The 15,923-nt window shown below is 64.6% G+C and carries 13 protein-coding genes and 1 pseudogene; 4 read left to right on the top strand and 10 right to left on the bottom strand.

From position 1 onward, the window contains the following. Positions 1–12: 12 nt before the first annotated feature. Positions 13–354 (bottom strand): effector-associated constant component EACC1, encoded by a 342-nt coding sequence (locus E0H73_RS36615; RefSeq protein ID WP_131364303.1) that lies wholly within the window; start codon positions 352–354, stop codon positions 13–15. A 116-nt stretch (positions 355–470) separates the two neighbouring features. On the opposite strand from E0H73_RS36615, the gene E0H73_RS36610 reads away from it, so the two are divergent. Continuing rightward, entirely contained in the window at positions 471–737 is a 267-nt protein-coding gene (locus E0H73_RS36610; protein ID WP_131364301.1) for a hypothetical protein, read from the top strand. Positions 738–741: 4 nt separating this feature from the next. On the opposite strand, the gene E0H73_RS47580 is transcribed toward E0H73_RS36610, so the two are convergent. From E0H73_RS47580 to E0H73_RS36575, 9 genes and pseudogenes are all read right to left on the bottom strand, one after another. Continuing rightward, on the bottom strand, positions 742–1,035 hold the full coding sequence (locus E0H73_RS47580; RefSeq protein ID WP_475009309.1) for a WCX domain-containing protein: 294 nt from the start codon (positions 1,033–1,035) through the stop codon (positions 742–744). A 464-nt stretch (positions 1,036–1,499) separates the two neighbouring features. Beyond that, entirely contained in the window at positions 1,500–1,694 is a 195-nt protein-coding gene (locus tag E0H73_RS46175) for a hypothetical protein (RefSeq protein ID WP_165555958.1), read from the bottom strand. Between the two features lie 67 nt (positions 1,695–1,761). After that, positions 1,762–2,235 (bottom strand): annotated as a pseudogene (locus E0H73_RS36600) (helix-turn-helix transcriptional regulator); the annotation flags it as partial. A gap of 67 nt (positions 2,236–2,302) precedes the next feature. Further along, positions 2,303–2,761 (bottom strand): GIY-YIG nuclease family protein, encoded by a 459-nt coding sequence (locus E0H73_RS48475; protein ID WP_420323445.1) that lies wholly within the window; start codon positions 2,759–2,761, stop codon positions 2,303–2,305. A gap of 95 nt (positions 2,762–2,856) precedes the next feature. After that, on the bottom strand, positions 2,857–3,600 hold the full coding sequence (locus E0H73_RS46695) for a DUF6884 domain-containing protein (protein ID WP_420323444.1): 744 nt from the start codon (positions 3,598–3,600) through the stop codon (positions 2,857–2,859). A 165-nt stretch (positions 3,601–3,765) separates the two neighbouring features. Beyond that, complete coding sequence (locus E0H73_RS36590) at positions 3,766–9,276, bottom strand: DUF3320 domain-containing protein (protein ID WP_131364299.1); 5,511 nt, start codon at positions 9,274–9,276, stop codon at positions 3,766–3,768. Then, positions 9,273–11,444: a HelD family protein gene (locus E0H73_RS36585; protein ID WP_131364297.1), complete on the bottom strand. Its 2,172-nt coding sequence runs from the start codon at positions 11,442–11,444 to the stop codon at positions 9,273–9,275. Before E0H73_RS36585 ends, E0H73_RS36590 begins: the two co-directional genes overlap by 4 nt. Before the next feature lie 244 nt (positions 11,445–11,688). After that, on the bottom strand, positions 11,689–12,225 hold the full coding sequence (locus E0H73_RS36580; RefSeq protein WP_131364296.1) for a class IV adenylate cyclase: 537 nt from the start codon (positions 12,223–12,225) through the stop codon (positions 11,689–11,691). 1 nt (position 12,226) lies between these two features. Continuing rightward, entirely contained in the window at positions 12,227–13,348 is a 1,122-nt protein-coding gene (locus tag E0H73_RS36575) for a radical SAM protein (protein WP_202867731.1), read from the bottom strand. Between the two features lie 194 nt (positions 13,349–13,542). Here E0H73_RS36575 and E0H73_RS36570 point away from each other — a divergent pair, with 194 nt between their 5' ends. From E0H73_RS36570 to E0H73_RS47570, 3 genes are read left to right on the top strand one after another with little or no spacing between them, the layout of a single operon-like run. Beyond that, complete coding sequence (locus E0H73_RS36570; protein ID WP_131364294.1) at positions 13,543–14,484, top strand: hypothetical protein; 942 nt, start codon at positions 13,543–13,545, stop codon at positions 14,482–14,484. Then, positions 14,477–15,166, top strand: coding sequence for a RibD family protein (locus tag E0H73_RS47575; RefSeq protein WP_131364293.1), 690 nt, complete (start codon positions 14,477–14,479; stop codon positions 15,164–15,166). Before E0H73_RS36570 ends, E0H73_RS47575 begins: the two co-directional genes overlap by 8 nt. After that, positions 15,159–15,608, top strand: coding sequence for a deaminase (locus tag E0H73_RS47570; protein ID WP_131364291.1), 450 nt, complete (start codon positions 15,159–15,161; stop codon positions 15,606–15,608). Before E0H73_RS47575 ends, E0H73_RS47570 begins: the two co-directional genes overlap by 8 nt. The last annotated feature ends 315 nt before the right edge of the window (positions 15,609–15,923 follow it).

Here is a 15,923-nt window from a genome sequence, read left to right as displayed (position 1 = left end):
ACGATCGCTCGGCTAATGCCTGGTGAGAAACTCCGCGAGTTCCCGTTCGCGCTCCTCGAATGTCGGGCGGTCCACCTCGATCGAATCGCCTTCCAGCGTCAGGGTCACTGTCCACGGATGCTTCCGCCGACGGATCCAGTCCCCCAGCAAGGCGACCACGGTCTGCTCTGCGCCCGCGCCCATCAACGCCACCGCGATCGCTACCGAACCATCTGACGGCTCAACGACGTCCTGCGTCGGGAGCTCCTCCCCCGCGAGTTCCTTGCGCAACTGCTGGAGGGCTTTCACGCACTTCTTCTCATCTACCCCGTGATGAGTCGACACCCGCACCTCGACCCAGCGCCCTTCGCCCATCCCAGCTCCTCCAACGGTTGCGTCCGGCCCCATTCCCCGGCCTGTGGATAACTCCGGCGTCGCATCCTTCACGACTCCTATCCTGATCAAGACGTCCCCCAACCGGAAGGATTTCGATGCCTTTCAACGAAGCGCCCCACATCCTCCCCGACGGCGCGCACGTCTGGGTACAGCCCACCGCCGAGGCGTCGAAGTACCTCCCAGACCTCCTCAGCCTCTTCCGCGCCGGCAGCACCGAGCCCTTCGTCTTCGGCGACGAAGGCGAGCCGGAAGCAGCCATCATCCCCGTCGACATCTGGCGCGCTTTGGTCGCCGTGGCCACCGACGAAGACGGCTACGACCTCAGCCACCTCCTGGTCCAGGCTCGCCCCGAGCTCCACTGACGCGTCAGCCGAACGCCTGCGCCGCCCGGTGGTACCGATCGCCGACCGCGCGGACCGCCTCGGCCAACTCTGGCGCGTCCAGTACTTCGAAGTCCGCGTCCAGCAACCCCAACCACAACGCCAACTGATGCGGATCGTCCGAACCCATCTCGACAATGCATGTGTTGTCGTCAACCACTTCGGGCTCGATCGGGATCGGCATCCGGTTCCGCACGTACAGACTCGACGCCGCCACCCGGATCCGAGCCCGGTAATGCCACGACGCCTCCCCCACAGACCGCCGTACGAACTCCTCCACGTCTCCCTCGTCCAACTCGCGTGGCACAAACCGCGGCCCGTTAGGCGTCTTCAGGCGGAGCCGATCCACCCGAAACGTCCGCCACCCCTCCCGCCCGTTGTCCCAAGCAACCAAATACCACCGCCGCCCCCAAGCCACCAACCGATGCGGCTCCACCACCCGAGGCGACCGTACGTCGTTCTGCGTGTCCCCTTCCCCACCCCCAGCGCCGCGACGCGTCGCCCCACCGTCATGCCCAACGCCCGTCCCCGCACCATCCGCCGCCCTCGCATCCTGAAGCCCAGCCTCCCCCGTTCGCAGAACGCCAGCCGCACTCACGTCCTCAGGGTCAGCCGTCCCCACTCGCCGAACCCCGGCCGCACTCTCACCCCGAGCACCCGCGCTCCCACCGTCGTACCCAACGCTCGCCCCCGCACTCGCATCCTGAGGGCCAGCCTCTCCCGCTCGCCGAACGCCGGCCGCACTCACATCCCGAGCACCCGCGCTCCCACCGTCGTACCCAACGCTCGCCCCCGCACTCGCATCCCGAGCACCCGCGCTCCCACTGTCGTACCCAACGCTCGTCCCCGCACTCGCATCCTGAGGGCCAGCCGCTCCCGCTCGCCGAACGCCGGCCGCACTGTCGCCCCGAGCACCCGCGCTCCCGCCGTCGTGGGCATCGTCCGCGCGCGGAGTACCCCCTTCCTCCGCCGTCCCCCAGACCCCACCGCCCGCCCCGCCGGCACAGTCGAACCGCACCTGCTCCCGATCCCGGATCGCCGACGCGATCGCCGTCAACACCTCAGCATCAACCCGCGGCCCGCCTCCACCCACAGCAACCGTCGCCCCCGCAACCGCCCGCACCCGATGCCGCAACCGCGACGGCAACACCTGCTCCAACTTCACCAACGCCCTCACGGACGTCTCCTCAATCCCCGCCACACCCCCAGCCGCCGCGGTCCGCAACCCCACCGCAACAGCCACCGCCTCCTCGTCATCCAGCAACAACGGCGGTAACTCCCCACCAGCCCCCAGCCGATACCCACCCGCCACCCCCGGCCGCCCCTCAACCGGATACCCCAACCCCCGCAACCGCTCCACATCAGCCCGCAACGTCCGAGTAGAAACCCCCAACCGCCCCGCCAACTCCGCCCCAGCCCAATCCCGCCGAACCTGCAACAAAGACAACAACCGCAACAACCGAACCGACGTCTCCAACATCCCCCCACCATCCCACCAATCGCGGAAGATCAACTTCCGCAATAGCAAGGGAGACGTCCCGATGGATCTAGCCGTCAGCGACAGGCTCAGGGCCCGCCTGCTTCCGCAGCTTCGATAGCTGCCGCCGCAGTGGCGTCGGGGGTCTGCCAGCGAGATTGAGTGGTGGGTCCAGACGAGCGAGAACCTCTCTCTCGACCGCCATCAAGCGATCACCGTCGTCAACGGAAGCCGTGGCGACCTGGAGATGGTCCTCCATCCAAGTCGTCAGCGATGAGTCATCCAAGTGAGTCAGCCGCAGCGGCTCTCGCAGGATCGAAGCGAGAGTCAGCCTGAACGTCGAGAAGTCCGCGGATCCGTCGAGGTGCATCCCGACCAACCGGGACCACAGAGTGTTCATCGAGCGCCGGCCGCTGGGCCAGCGAGTAGCACCGGCCTGGCCCACGTAGATGAGACCTGGCGGCGCCGTCAGGCCCAACCCGTTCGACAGATCGTCGGCTCCGGCGTCATCGACCCACCAGCTGTACATACCGGGAGCGGAGAGCTCCGTTCGGCCGGCCGCACGGATGGCAGCTGGTCGTCGAGCCGATGCGGCATCCTTCAGCTTGGCCTCGAGCGCAGTCGCTAACGCCGACAACGACGGTTCGTCGAGGACAGCGTTCTCGGCCGTACGCCCGGTTGCGGCGCCGCGTGGTCGTCGTACCAGCTCAGACGCCGTCCCTGCGAGAGTCCTGTCAGTGGCGCGCTCACAAAGGCACCGAGTCGCGTCAGCTCAGGTGTGATGCAGGAGGTATACAGCGACGAGGCATGGATCTCGACCCGGGTTCCCCGAAGGCCGCCCATCAGAAGTTCGAGCCTCGCAGCCACCCAGGCCGCCCATGCACGCTGATAGTCAGACGAACAATCCGGCAGATAACGCTCGTACGGCGAGATCCAATCGTCGGGCCGAACCAGCCCGTATTCCGCCGAGAGGATGAACCAGGGCACAGCTGCCCGTTCGGCGTAGAGCCGTTGCCGTTTGAACAACGCCGAGATGTAGAGATCCCGGGCGGCCACAGGGACCGATCCCTTCTTCTTCACACAGGTCACCAATACGACGTCCGCGTGGGCGGGAACCGTAGGCGTTGCCGACGATGGGACAGGCTGTGCCGGCGCCTCACCGAGGCCCGCCCACCGATAGAGCCCATGCTCGACCCGAACGAACAGCTTGGGGAGACCTTCCGAGGCAGTCCCCACCGTCATCCGCTGCACGTGCGCCCGCAGTGTGCTCTCCTGGACAGCCGGATAGCGAGTCTGAAACCACGCGTTGACATCCCCCAGCCGGAAATTTCCGAGCGCTGTCGAGCGAATTCCTCCAGCAACTCCCAAACCGGACGCTCGTAGATAGCCATCGATCCCTGGCCCTCCCTCGCTCGGCAACGTACAGCGCCGCGATCATGGCAGCCCCCAGAACCTCCCTGTGGTTCAGGATGCATGCAGCGGCCGCGAGTGGCCACTGCCTAGACGATCATTGCCAGCTTCGCTCAGCAGGCCTCAGGCGGAGGCGATACGGAGTGAGCCTGATGGTGTGTGTTCGATGGTGCCGTGTTCGACGCATCGGGCGATTGATGCTTGGACGGCGGCGACGATGTCGGCACCGCTGCGGCGCCAACCGAACATGCGGCGTACGGCGTTGATCACCTCGGCCTCATCGACGCTGACGGCGTCCGCGACCGTGCCGACCACGGCCAGATCCAGCTCATCAGCCGGCACGTGCTGAACAGGGCGGATGTCGTCCTCGTTCCCAGGCACTCGAACGGTCACTGCGGACAGCTGCTCGAGCCGGTAGAAGCCATGAGCGTCGAGCGAGATGCGATTCCCGTCCACGTGGGATCGGCGAGCGACGAAGTCGATGTTGTCGCGGATCGCCGAACCGATCCGGCCGACGTTGAAGGCCGCTCTGATTCTCTTGTTGACCAGGTCGCGATGGATCGGAGCTTCATGCCTGAGTAGGCCGATGAGATAGGTCCGCAACGGTTCACGCGACTCGACACTCGAGAGCTCGTAGTACGTGTACGGCGCGGCCTCAGAGTAGGCGTCATAGGTCACAGTCCACTCGGGAGCCTGATCGAGGTCGATCTCCTCCATCTCAACCGGTTGGGCGGCGACCGACAGCACCTCATCACGCTGTACGCCTGCCAGGGCCTCGTTGATGGCCCTGCGCAATCGGGCAATCTGACCGTCACGATCCCTGTACCAGCTGAGGCCCCAGATCCTGTGTAGCTGCCAGCCGAGGCCTTCCAACACCGCGGCGCGCAACCGATCTCTGTCACGTGCGGCCTTCGCGGAGTGGTACGCCGCACCGTCGCTCTCAACGCCCAGAAGGTACTCCCCCGGCCGGTCGGGGTGCCGGACTCCGAGATCGATTCGGTAGCCAGCTGTCCCCACCTGCGGAACGACGTCATACCCCCACGACTGGATCACCTTCTGTACATCGGCCTCGAACGCGCTCTCGACATCCAGCTCATCCGGAGCCAGCTCCAGGGCAAGCGCCGGCAGTCCACGCTGCGCGAAGTCGAGGTATCCGCGCAGATGGCGAACCCCCTCGCTGGAGGTTTCGTGCATCTCGCCCGCCCGGAACGAACTCACCACCTCGACCCGCATCCGGGCACGGGTGATGGCGACGTTCAGTCTGCGCCAGCCGCCGTTCGTGTTGAGCGGCCCGAAGGACATCGTGAACTTGCCGTTCTCATCCGGGCCATAGCCGATGCTGAAGATGATGATGTCGCGCTCGTCACCTTGGACGTTCTCGAGGTTCTTGACGAAGAAGCCGGTCAACCGATCGTGACTATCGAGCAAGCCTTGGAGCAGCGGTTCGTCCGCGGAGCGCCGATCAATGGCGGCCGTGATCGTCTCCTCCTGCGCGCTGCTGAACGTCACGACGCCAATCGACAGCTCGGGGTGCAGCCGCCGGTGATGCAGGATTCTGTCGACCACGGCTTCGGCCTCGATGGGGTTGTCCCTCGACGATCCGCGTCGATACACGCCGTTCACGACAAACGACTCGACGCCGAGGTCGGGTGCCTCGAAACGCGCGCCAGGGAAGGTCTGCAGAGCACCTTGCCGAAGGTCCGACCCGTCCGTCGAATAGAACCGGTAGTTCGAGTAGGCGATGAGGTTCTCGTGCTGGCTGCGGTAGTGCCAGCTCAGCGGCAGTGACGCGAAGCTCGTCTTGCAGAGCTTGAGAACGGATTCGAAATCGTCGAGCCCCTCGTCGTCCTCGGACTCATCGATTGCCTGGGTGAAGAAGGCGGTCGGGGGAAGTTGCTTCTCATCGCCGGCAACGATCAGCTGCCTGGCACGGTAGATGCAGTTCACCGCGTCCGATGGAAGGACCTGCGATGCCTCATCGAAGATGACGACATCGAAGCTGAACGATCCTGGCAAGAACTGGGAGACCGACAGCGGACTCATCATGAAGCACGGCTTCAGCTCCTGAACGAGATCCTCGGCCTTCGACAGCAGCTCGCGGATCGGCAGGTGGCGGGTCTTCTTCTGCGCCTCTCGCTGAATCACACCTGCGGCTGTACCACCGATGGTCTTCGGACGCCTGCGATTGCACGCCTCGGCGACCGCCACATGGGTCGACCGAACCAGCTGCTGATCCAGATCCTTGAAGCGTCTCACCAGAGCATCCCGATCGGTCGACCGGAACTCGGCGAGGCGCGCATCCGACGACATGACCGATTCGACCCAAGCTTGCAGTACGGCGTACTCGATGCTCGTCACGATCGTTGACGCCGACGCTCGCCGCACATGGAGCGCACCGACGATCTCACCGAGCCCCGCGTCCTCGAGCGCTCGGACCTCGGTCGTGTAGGCAGTCCATTCGCCGATGTCGGTCAGCGCGGATCGGGTCATCTCGGACAGTAGGTCCGCCGCCGCAGCGAGATCCTCCTCGAGCTCTCGCTGCAGCTCCTTGCCGTAGCCATTACTGAACAATGAGGTCAATGCGGGGCTGGCCTCAGCCCAGCGCTCGATCGGCTCCGCGAGTTCAGCGGCCTCGATCGTCGGGCTGCTCATTCGATCCGCTGAGAGCTGACTGACGGCACCGCCTGCGAGGTCGCGAACTCGGTCGGCCCAGTCTAGCGCGCCGGCCAACTCGGCCCAGTCCGTTGCGGCACCGTCGTACAGCGCGCCGATGTCGATGCGGTCCTGCTCGAACGTATCGAGCAGCATGGCATCGCGATCGGCGACAATGCTCGCCCGCTCGAGCGCCGCAACCACCTGCCTCAGCGACAGGTTACGACCAGCAGTTCGTGTCACTTGCGCAGCTGCGGCGTAGCCCACTGCCGTGCCGTTCACAGCTGCCACAGCTGCTTCGGCGATGACGTGCAGCGGCAACTGCCCGAGCTGAGCTGCCGCGATGTCGCCTCGGCAGCCGCGCACCTCCTGGATCCAGTCGTTCCCAGCACGCATCAGTCGTTCGGCAACGATGAGAAGCTGAGGATCGGGCGTTCCGTCGGCAGTGAGCTGCCGCGCCATCGCATCATTGTTGAGATCGCCCGCCGCCAACTGAACTGCTCGATGCGCGGTCGCGATCGCGTCGGCCAAACGGTTGAAGTCCGTCTCGGTACGCCGGTAGTAGCTGCCCAGCCGAGATGCGTACGTCTCCTCGCTCTGGGCGAGGCGCAGCTCAGCCTGCTGCCAGTCGACGGCCTCATCCAGGCGCGCCAGAACGCCCTTGTCGACCTTGCCAGTGACGACGACACTGCGAAGGAGCTTGCGATCCGCGCGGGCCGCCTTGCTGAACTTCCGCAGTCCGGTGTGCACGCCAGAGAAACGCACGTTGAGTCCCGCCAGATCGAGCTCTAGCGCACTGGGACGAAACACCTTCTCGATCGCCGCTCGCCGCTGATTCACGAGCTCGACCAACTCAGCGAGGACGCGACTGGACTCATCCAGCGCGGCCTGCACGGCCGGGTTCAGCCACTCGCGCTCCGGGCGTGCCGGCCGACCGCCGAGCGCCGCGAGCTCAGCCAGCTCCATCGCCCGCTGGAAGGAGACGTCATCAGCTCGTACGCCGAGCAGGGCACTGAGCTGACGAGCGTCATTGGCAATGGTCTCGAGGATCTCCGGAGTTGCGGACTGCAGCCGCCGTACTTCACGAAGCTGTTCCACCGTGGTCGACGCATCGGGCCACCATGCGTCAAGTGGCGCCAGCTGGCGATCCAGCAGGCTGCGCGCACTCGCCAGCGAATCCGGATCCACGTCCTGCCAGGCAGCGCCGACGATCGCCGTCAGCGCATCCTTGGCCAATTTGTACTCGCCCGAGACTCGCTGTCGTTCGCCGATTCGATCTCGAAGCGATGCCAGATCCGCCAGGTGGAGCCAGGACGAAGGAGCCGACGGATTCGCCCCGAGAAGCTCGAGTAGTTCGACGCGGTCAGTCGCCGCCGTGACCGTCGGGGGCATCGACAAGGCAAGGCTCTCGTCGACGGCGCGCATCCGATCCGACAGTGCACGAGCCGCCGCACTCGCGCCGTCAGCCGCTCGGCGCGTCGACTCTGTCTGGGCCGGGGTCGGCGCATCGACCACGAGCTCTCGCCACAGGAAGTTGTCTCGCTGCGAGACCGGCCGCCAGGCCCGTGCGAGGCGACCGGCGCGCTCGAGGAGGTGATCGAGCTGCACCGCGGTCAGGCCTGCCCAGTCCTCTGACCTCGTCAGTGACCCGACCTGGTCTTCTCTGACCTCCATCAAGCGACCCAGAGCTTCGTAGACGCTTTGGTGGAGCAGGTCGCGCTCCTCGCTCATCGCGGAGGCGAAGTCCGTGAGTCGCTCCCGCACAGACCTCAACGACTGCCGATCAGCCTCGGGCATCTGGCCCTTGACCTTCGCCCGCTGTGTCAGAGCCCGGCCGAGCTGACTGACGACCTCTTTCCGAGTAGCGGCGTGGCTGTGCAACTCGAGAAGAAAGTCGCCGAGACCGACATTCGTCAACCGGTTGCGGACGACATCGAGTGCCGCAGCCTTCTCGCTGACGAACAACACCGTCTTATCGGTCGCGATCAGTTCGCAGATGATGTTGGCGATGGTCTGGCTCTTCCCGGTGCCGGGAGGGCCATCCACTACAAAGCTTCGACCGTCTCGGGCGGCGATGATGCATCGCCGCTGCGTGCTGTCGGCGTCGAGGATGCTCATCAGCTTCTCGGGTTCGACGACCCGGTCCAACTCGTCGTCCTCGATGACCTCGAACGAGTAGTCTCCTGCGCTCGGTGCGGAGTCGCCGAGCGCGACCATCTGCACCATCGGATGGGCGAGCAGGACGTCTTGATGGTCCATCAGATCGCGATAGATGGCCTCCTTGTGGAAGCTGAAAGTGGTCAGGACAACCCGATGGTGCACGGACCATCCGTCCTTGGCCGCGATCTTCGTGCGCACGTCGTCGATCACCTCGAAGACGTCGAACCAGTCTGGATCGAGCTCGCTCAGATGAATGCCGAAATCTTTCTCCAGCTTCAGGCGCAGCGCCGGGTTGACGACGATCTCGTCTTCGGTCCGCACAACCGTGTACGGCGCCTGGCTGCCACTCCGCTGAAGCTTGACCGGACAGAGCAGAAGGGGGCTATGCACCGGTGAGCCGGTGTCAGGATCGATCCACAGCAGCATGCCGATGCCTGCGTACAGCGTCCAGAATCCGCGGTCCGCGTAGACCTGGTTCGACACCTGATCCAATCGGCGACACGCCGCCCGCAGCTTGCTTGGCGTCTTGTCTTTGACCACCAGACCGCCGGACGCCAACGGGAGTGAGATGTGGTCGTCCACCTCCTCGTCCGACGACTCGCTCTCAGCCGCGTCCAAGCGGGTTCCATTGTCGAGCCGGTCGAGTACGTCGTCGAGCTCGGAGTCGATGATCTCGAGCGAGGCAGTGCGGGCATGGCTGAAGTAGACGAGTTTCTGGCGGCGGTCGAGGTTGAGAAGATCCTCCCGCCACCGGGTGATCTGCTTGAGCAGCTGCTGGCGTTGATTGTCGCTCAGACCCGTTTCGGCTTCTGTCGTCGTCATCGAGCTAACTCCTCATCCATCTCCACCGCACTCCCGCCGCGCACAACCAGGCGTCGTACTAGTGCTTCCACAAGCGCCTGATCCTGCTCGGTGAGCAGACTGAACAACTCACTGAGACTGGGCGTCTCGATCGCGCCAACCGGCTGATCGGCGGCGAGTTCCGCGAAACCCGCCGGCAGCGGCGCGCTGTGCACGATGTCGAGCTGCTGCGTGCAGCGGGTCATCGCGACGTACAGCTGCCGAGCCGCCTGGACGCTCTCGGCGGCAACGAGGGCAGGCTCGGCGAGAATCACGACATCGAACTCGAGGCCCTTGGACAGGCTCACCGGCACCAGCGTTGCTTCGAAGGCGAAATCGCCGTCGCGTCCATCGCCGAGCTTGTCACCGCGGCCGGCCGCAGCATCCAAGAACTGGTCGTACAGCGAGTCGGCCACGATGACAGCCGACGTCAGGCCCTCTGCTCGATATCGTCCTGCTAGGTCCAGGACGTCGTCGAACAGCTCATCGTCCGACGTCTGCCACATCTGTGGCTCACCTCGCCCGGCCCTGATCGACTGCGGCGGGGTCAGCTCCGTCGAGACCAACCGAAGCTGGCGAGCAGCGAGCTCCAACGCGAGTGCCGGCACCCGATAGCCGACCGAGAGCGTGTTGATCGAGGCCCGGGAGTCCGCCAGGTGACTCGTCAGCTCCTCCCAGCTGTCCCGAACCCACACTCCGGTGGCCTGAGCGAGGTCGCCGAGGACTGTGAACGAGCCGGATGGGCAGCGTCGCGCCAACGCACGCGCCTCCATCGGGGAGAGGTCCTGAGCCTCGTCAAGGACGATGTGCCCATACGTCATCACGTCGCCGTTCAGGAGGTACGACGCTTCGTCGAGGCAGAACAGGTCGGCGCGAGTCCAGGCCTCACCATCCAGCGTGGACCGGAAGAGTCGTGCACGTTCATCGCTCGTCAAGATGCCGTCGGCAGCCGCCGTCAGCCAGCTCTGCGTCGAGTACAGGCTTCGAAGGAACTCCTCAGGAGTGAACGTCGGCCACATCCGGTCAAGGGCGTTGTTAAAGGCCGACAATCTGCGGATCGTCGCCTCGGTTGCGCGGACAGGACGGTTCTGCAGGCGCTGATCCTCGGCGTGCCGTTTGGACGCAAGCGCCGACATCGCCTGACGAAGGACGTCTCTGGCCTCGGTGTGCGGCAAAGTCCGCGCCCGTACGTCATCCACCACTTGGCGAATATCGTCACCCGGGATCCGGATTCGGTCGGCGCCGAGCGGAAGCAGAAGTTCGTCCTCATCCCAACCGATGCGTTGCTGCAAGGCGCGTTGGAGCACCACGCTCATCTCGGCGCTGCCCTTGACCCGCGCAGCCTCAGCGGTCTCTATCGCGGTAGCCCGCGCCTCTCCGCCGTACAGGGACTCGAGGTCCATCTGATCGATATCGGAAACATCGAGCGACGGCAGAACACCGCTGAAGTAGGTCAGCAAGGCTGAGCTCGGAGCGACCACGAGCATGCCTTGCTGACGGATATCCGGGCGGTTGAACGCCAGCCAGGCAGCGCGATGCAATCCGACCACGGTCTTGCCGGTGCCAGGACCGCCCTGCACGACGACAACGCCATCGCTCTCGTGGCGGATCACGCGATACTGCTCGGCCTGGATCGTCGCGACGACCTCACGCATGGCTCCGTCGCGAGAGCGATCAAGCTCCTGGAGCAGGGCATCGCTGATGGTCGCGTCGCCCTCGCTGGTCGCGATCGACTCGGCCGACGCGCGGATGACCTCGTCGACGATGCGCTGGAGCCGACGGTCCTCCTCGATGAAGACCCGCTTCAGCGTCAGATCGCCAGGATCCTGAGGCGTCGCATCGTAGAAGGATGCGGCCGCTGGCGCGTGCCATCCGACGACGACCAGATCGCGTTCCTCGTCGTACACCCGCCGGCGCCCGATATAGAGCTGTTCACCCTCGCGATCCATCCGCCCGAATACCAGCTGCCCGGAGCCACGCGAGTTCCGCAGGATCGCGAGCGCCCGGTTCAGCGCATGCGCCGTTGACCGGTGCAGGGCGTCGAAGTTCACGATGTTCTGCTCTGCTTCGGCGAGCCCTCGATCGAGCAGATCGTAGGCATGCTCGACGTACTTCTGTTCCTGCTCGAACTCCGGATGCTGAACTGTCACGAGCCCCCCTCGGTCATCGACGTGATCAGCGTGAAACCGAGGCTAGGAGCCAGCACCGACAATCTGACGCAGAGCGTCGACCCCAGGCACGACAAACCGCAACTCCCCCACCCTCCCCAGCGCCTCCCGCACGACCGCACAGGAGGACCGCCACCCTCCCCGGGCGACGGCCACAACTATCAAGATCGTTCGCCGGCCGCCATCCGTTACATCGTGATCCGAACCGGCCGGATTCTGCTGATCCTCACTCAGGGAATCGGAGCTCGGAGATCTCCGCGAGATCGATCCCGTACCGGGCGTAGACCTTCACTGTGTTCTCCCCGGTGAGCTCGTCCGCGGAGATGCCCAGCGCCTCGCCGACCCGGACGACATGCTCCCGGGACTGCCCCTCGATCTCGAGGTACGGCGGAATCAGCGGCCACCAGTCGATCTCCAACTGAGCCCCCTCGAGCTCGAAGCTCATCCGCCGATTCTCCTGGTACGACTTCGGCTCGAACCCGATCCGGCCCAACAGCTCGTTCGTACCCTCGAAGTCCCCAACCTCGACCTCGGTCTCCGACGTCCCGTCGATCCCGTCATGCGCAATCTCCTTCACGCTCAACGTCACCGCCGCACCGCTATCCCGCAACCGAATCCACCGAGACACATCCCCCGCCACCACGTCATACACATACCGCCGCATCAGCCGATCGCCCACCTGCCGCCCACCCAGCCGAAGAATCCTCTCCGCAAGCTCATCCGGCTCGACATCGAGCACTTTCGCCTCAAACTCAATCGGCATTTCAGCCCCAGCCCTCTCCCTCGGCGCCATACTTCACCGCTAGCTTCCGAAGCTCGGTCTCACGCAACGACAGAATCTCCTGGCGGAGGTCACTCTCGATGAACTCTTGCACAGGTAGGCACAGGTCCATGCGCTGGATGCAGACACCCACCTGGTAGGTGCCATCACGATCGCGATAGAGCCGCACCCCGTAGTACCCCTCCTCACAGTCGGTGCCTGTGTTGAACTGACATCCCACACAGGTGTCAGGTAGTCGGACAGGCCGGATCTGCTTGGAGTAGACGACTCTCCCAGATGGCAGTCGGTACGCCGTCCGCCAGCCCGAAGCGCCAGCGGTCATGCTGATACCAATGGGAATTGCCCTCAGCTCGCTGAGTAGCTGGTGGATGGCTTCAACCGATTCCTCGCCATCATCCAGCGAGTTGAGCAGTCTGACTGAAATGGACGGCGAGTACTCGGTCAGAAGCCGGTGTACTCGAGGAACGTGGTTCGAGTTCGGCACGACAATATTCGCGCTGGCCGCGATGCCATGAGCGATGGCCACCTGGATGGCATCCTGCAACGCCCGGATCTTCCGCTCCGCGCGTTGCGGATTGGCATACCTTCCATGCTGCACTTGGGCGAGCTCTGCGGCAGTGGTTCCGAAGATCGAAAAGTTGACTCGCTCAAGGCCAGCCTCGCCGCAGGCGGGCAGCGCCCGAGCCCCGTTCTCGCCGTTAGACGTCGCACACACCCTGTACCCGGCGCGCGCTCCGACTGCTACGACCTCAGCTAGCTTCGGATGCAATGTCGGCTCTCCGCCGGTCAGGTGCAGCTCGTCGACGCGCAAGGCGTCACGCAGGAGCCTCAACGTTTCGAACAGACTGTCATCCGGTACGACGGTCGCGGGCAGAAACCTGGCACCGTTCGTTCCGAGATAGATGGAAACCCGACCTGATCGTCCTGCTCCAGTCATCTCAGCGGGCGGCCTGCCAAGATTGTCCGCAACGACCGGAGTGCCTTCGTTGTGGCAGAAGGTGCAGGTCATACCACAGGCATCGATTACCTTCAGTCGCAGCGTTCGATCCACCGACAATCTCACGGGCAGGCCAGACCTCGGGTGCGCGCCGTAGAGCAACGGCACCTGTCCCTCCCGCCGCACAGTGGACGGATTCATGGTCCTCATGTGTTCTGCTCCCCAGAGTCGGCGCGGATGATCACGACTCATGCTTGAGGCAGCGGCTACAGAGCGAAATCGACCGATACCGTGGGACCAGTCCACGGGATGGGATCATCCCGCTACCCTCGGTGTGTGAAGGTCGCGACAGGGAGGGTTGAGTGACCCGCCGAAAGGTGTTCGATCCGGACGCCGTGCCATCGTCCTTCTGGCGAGAGAACGACGTTCAGACCGCTCTGGCTCGGCGCGACATGGGCGCGCTGTTCCGAAGTTACCTAGCCGAGTTCGACGACTGCACGCAGACTCAACTGGCACTGCTTACCGAGCACGACCGATCGGATGTCTCCAACTGGGTACGCGGCACGCGTCATGGTCAGGTGTCCGACATCGGCGTTCTGACCCGGATCGCCGAAGGACTTCGGCTGCCTGACAGCGCTCGAGTGCTCATGGGACTGGCACCTGCGAACGCTCTGGTGTCTTCAGTACTCGACGAGCGTGAGATGTCTGCGTCGGAGGCCGGCTCAACCGGCCGCACCGATCGACGTCGACTCGATGACTCCGACATGACAAGCGTCCGCATCGCCATCTGCGGCAGCCGGCCCGACCACGTCAACAATGTGGCGATCGACGCTGCGGTGCGCGCATTGGCCAGACTTGTCATGGTCAGGCGTCTGCGCGTCAATCACGGCCCGGTCGGGGTCGGTATCGAGGTCATGACTCACATAGCGGATCACTACCAGCCGCCCGGCCTGCGCGGAGCCGTGGCGATATTCGGTCGCCGAAATGTAATCGCAGACGCAGAGTACGTCGTGATCGTCGGCGGCGGCGCAGGCACTCGCGCCGAGGCTGACCTGGCCGTGGCAGTGGGCAAGCGCGTTCTTCCCTACGGAGCCACCGGAGGTACGGCGCAAGCTGTCCTTCAACACATGCGACGCAATCCTGCACTGAGCACTTGGATGCCTCCGGACGCTCTTGCAACCCTGGACCAGTGTGCACAGCTGGGGCCAGGGGCCACCACAATTGAGATCGAGCGGATGACGGATGAGTTCGTCGACATGCTCGACACCATCATCCACGCCGACCAAGGAGAACCACGTGCCTGATCGTCCCTTTGTCCTACTGTCCGTCGCGGCATCGGTGGACGGCTACATTGACGACAACACAGACCAGCGACTCCTGCTGTCGAACGATGAGGACTTCGACCGAGTCGACGAGGTCCGTGCCGGGGTCGACGCGATCCTGGTGGGCGCCAACACCATTCGCCGGGACAATCCCCGCTTGCTCGTCCGTTCAGACGAGCGTCGCAAGCACCGTCTCGATGGCGGTCTCACCGAGTCCCCGATCAAGGTAACGATCAGCGGCAGTGGTGACCTCGAGCCGGCGTCGAAGTTCTTCGCTAGCGGCGACGTCGACAAGGTGGTCTACGTCCCATCGGCCGTCGCCGCCAAGGCGATAGAGGCTGTCGGCGGCGTAAGCACGGTTGTCGACGCGGGCGCAGCGGTGGATCTCGCATTCGTCCTCGACGATCTCGCCCAACGCGGTGTGAAGCGATTGATGGTCGAGGGCGGCGGCACCATGCACACCCAGTTCCTCGCTGCGGGTCTCGCGGACGAGGTTCAGCTGGTGATCGCCCCGTTCTTCGTCGGCGACAGCGGTGCGCCGCGCTTCGTTGGTGACGCCCGATTCCCCCAGAGCCCGTCCAATCGGATGAGCTTGGTCGAGGTCAAGCAGATCGGGGACGTCGTACTCCTCCGTTATCTCCCGAGGGAGCAGGCAAATGCCTAACCTCGACGATCGCAACTGGCTCCAGCAGGCGATCGATCTCTCACGGTCATGCCCACCGACCACGACCGCGTTCTGTGTAGGCGCCATCATCGTCAGCGCCGACGGCGAAGTACTGGCCACTGGGTACTCCCGCGAGACCGACACACACGACCACGCCGAGGAAGTTGCGCTCACCAAGGTCGCCGACGACGACCCGCGCCTCTCCACCGCCACCATCTACACAAGCCTCGAACCCTGCAGCAAACGAGCCTCACGTCCGCGGACCTGCACGGAGCTCATCCTCGCCGCAGGTATCCGCCGGGTAGTCCTGGCCTGGCGAGAACCATCAACGTTTGTGGACTGCGAAGGGGTCGAGCTTCTCGAAGCGGCCGGCGTCGAGGTTCTCGAGCTCCCAGACCTCGCACAAGAGGTCCAGGAGATCAACGCCGCTGTCTTGGGCTAAGGCTTGCGTAGGTTCGCGAGTAACTGCGGCAGGCACGGACTGACCCCGCTACATGCCGAAGCCTAGGTCACCTACTTAGTTGCCCCGGGACGCGCAGGACGCGGCCGCACCCACGACCGGCTCCGCGAGGCGTCGGATCTGGTCGAGCAGACGCCCGTACAGGATGTCCTTGCCTTCACCAACCACTGCCCTGACAACCTCTCCATGGCTGGATAGTTCGAGGTACCCGACCTCCTCGTTGACAGGTCAAGCACTTGGATCTCCGATCTGCGGTGGGCCTTCGGAGGTGGGACACGCTCGTTCGGCGGTGGAATG

It is taken from the genome of Kribbella pittospori, from assembly GCF_004331465.1.
GTDB lineage: Bacteria > Actinomycetota > Actinomycetes > Propionibacteriales > Kribbellaceae > Kribbella > Kribbella pittospori.
Note: the sequence above shows the minus strand (reverse complement) of the source record. Positions and strands in the feature narration are given on the sequence as shown.

What these genes read in the sequence shown, in the direction of transcription:
- E0H73_RS36615 (WP_131364303.1), bottom strand. Translation starts at nt 354, where the DNA reads ATGGGCGAAGGGCGCTGGGTCGAGGTGCGGGTGTCGACTCATCACGGG.
- E0H73_RS36610 (WP_131364301.1), top strand. Translation starts at nt 471, where the DNA reads ATGCCTTTCAACGAAGCGCCCCACATCCTCCCCGACGGCGCGCACGTC.
- E0H73_RS46175 (WP_165555958.1), bottom strand. Translation starts at nt 1,694, where the DNA reads ATGCCCACGACGGCGGGAGCGCGGGTGCTCGGGGCGACAGTGCGGCCG.
- E0H73_RS48475 (WP_420323445.1), bottom strand. Translation starts at nt 2,761, where the DNA reads ATGTACAGCTGGTGGGTCGATGACGCCGGAGCCGACGATCTGTCGAAC.
- E0H73_RS36590 (WP_131364299.1), bottom strand. Translation starts at nt 9,276, where the DNA reads ATGACGACGACAGAAGCCGAAACGGGTCTGAGCGACAATCAACGCCAG.
- E0H73_RS36580 (WP_131364296.1), bottom strand. Translation starts at nt 12,225, where the DNA reads ATGCCGATTGAGTTTGAGGCGAAAGTGCTCGATGTCGAGCCGGATGAG.
- E0H73_RS47570 (WP_131364291.1), top strand. Translation starts at nt 15,159, where the DNA reads ATGCCTAACCTCGACGATCGCAACTGGCTCCAGCAGGCGATCGATCTC.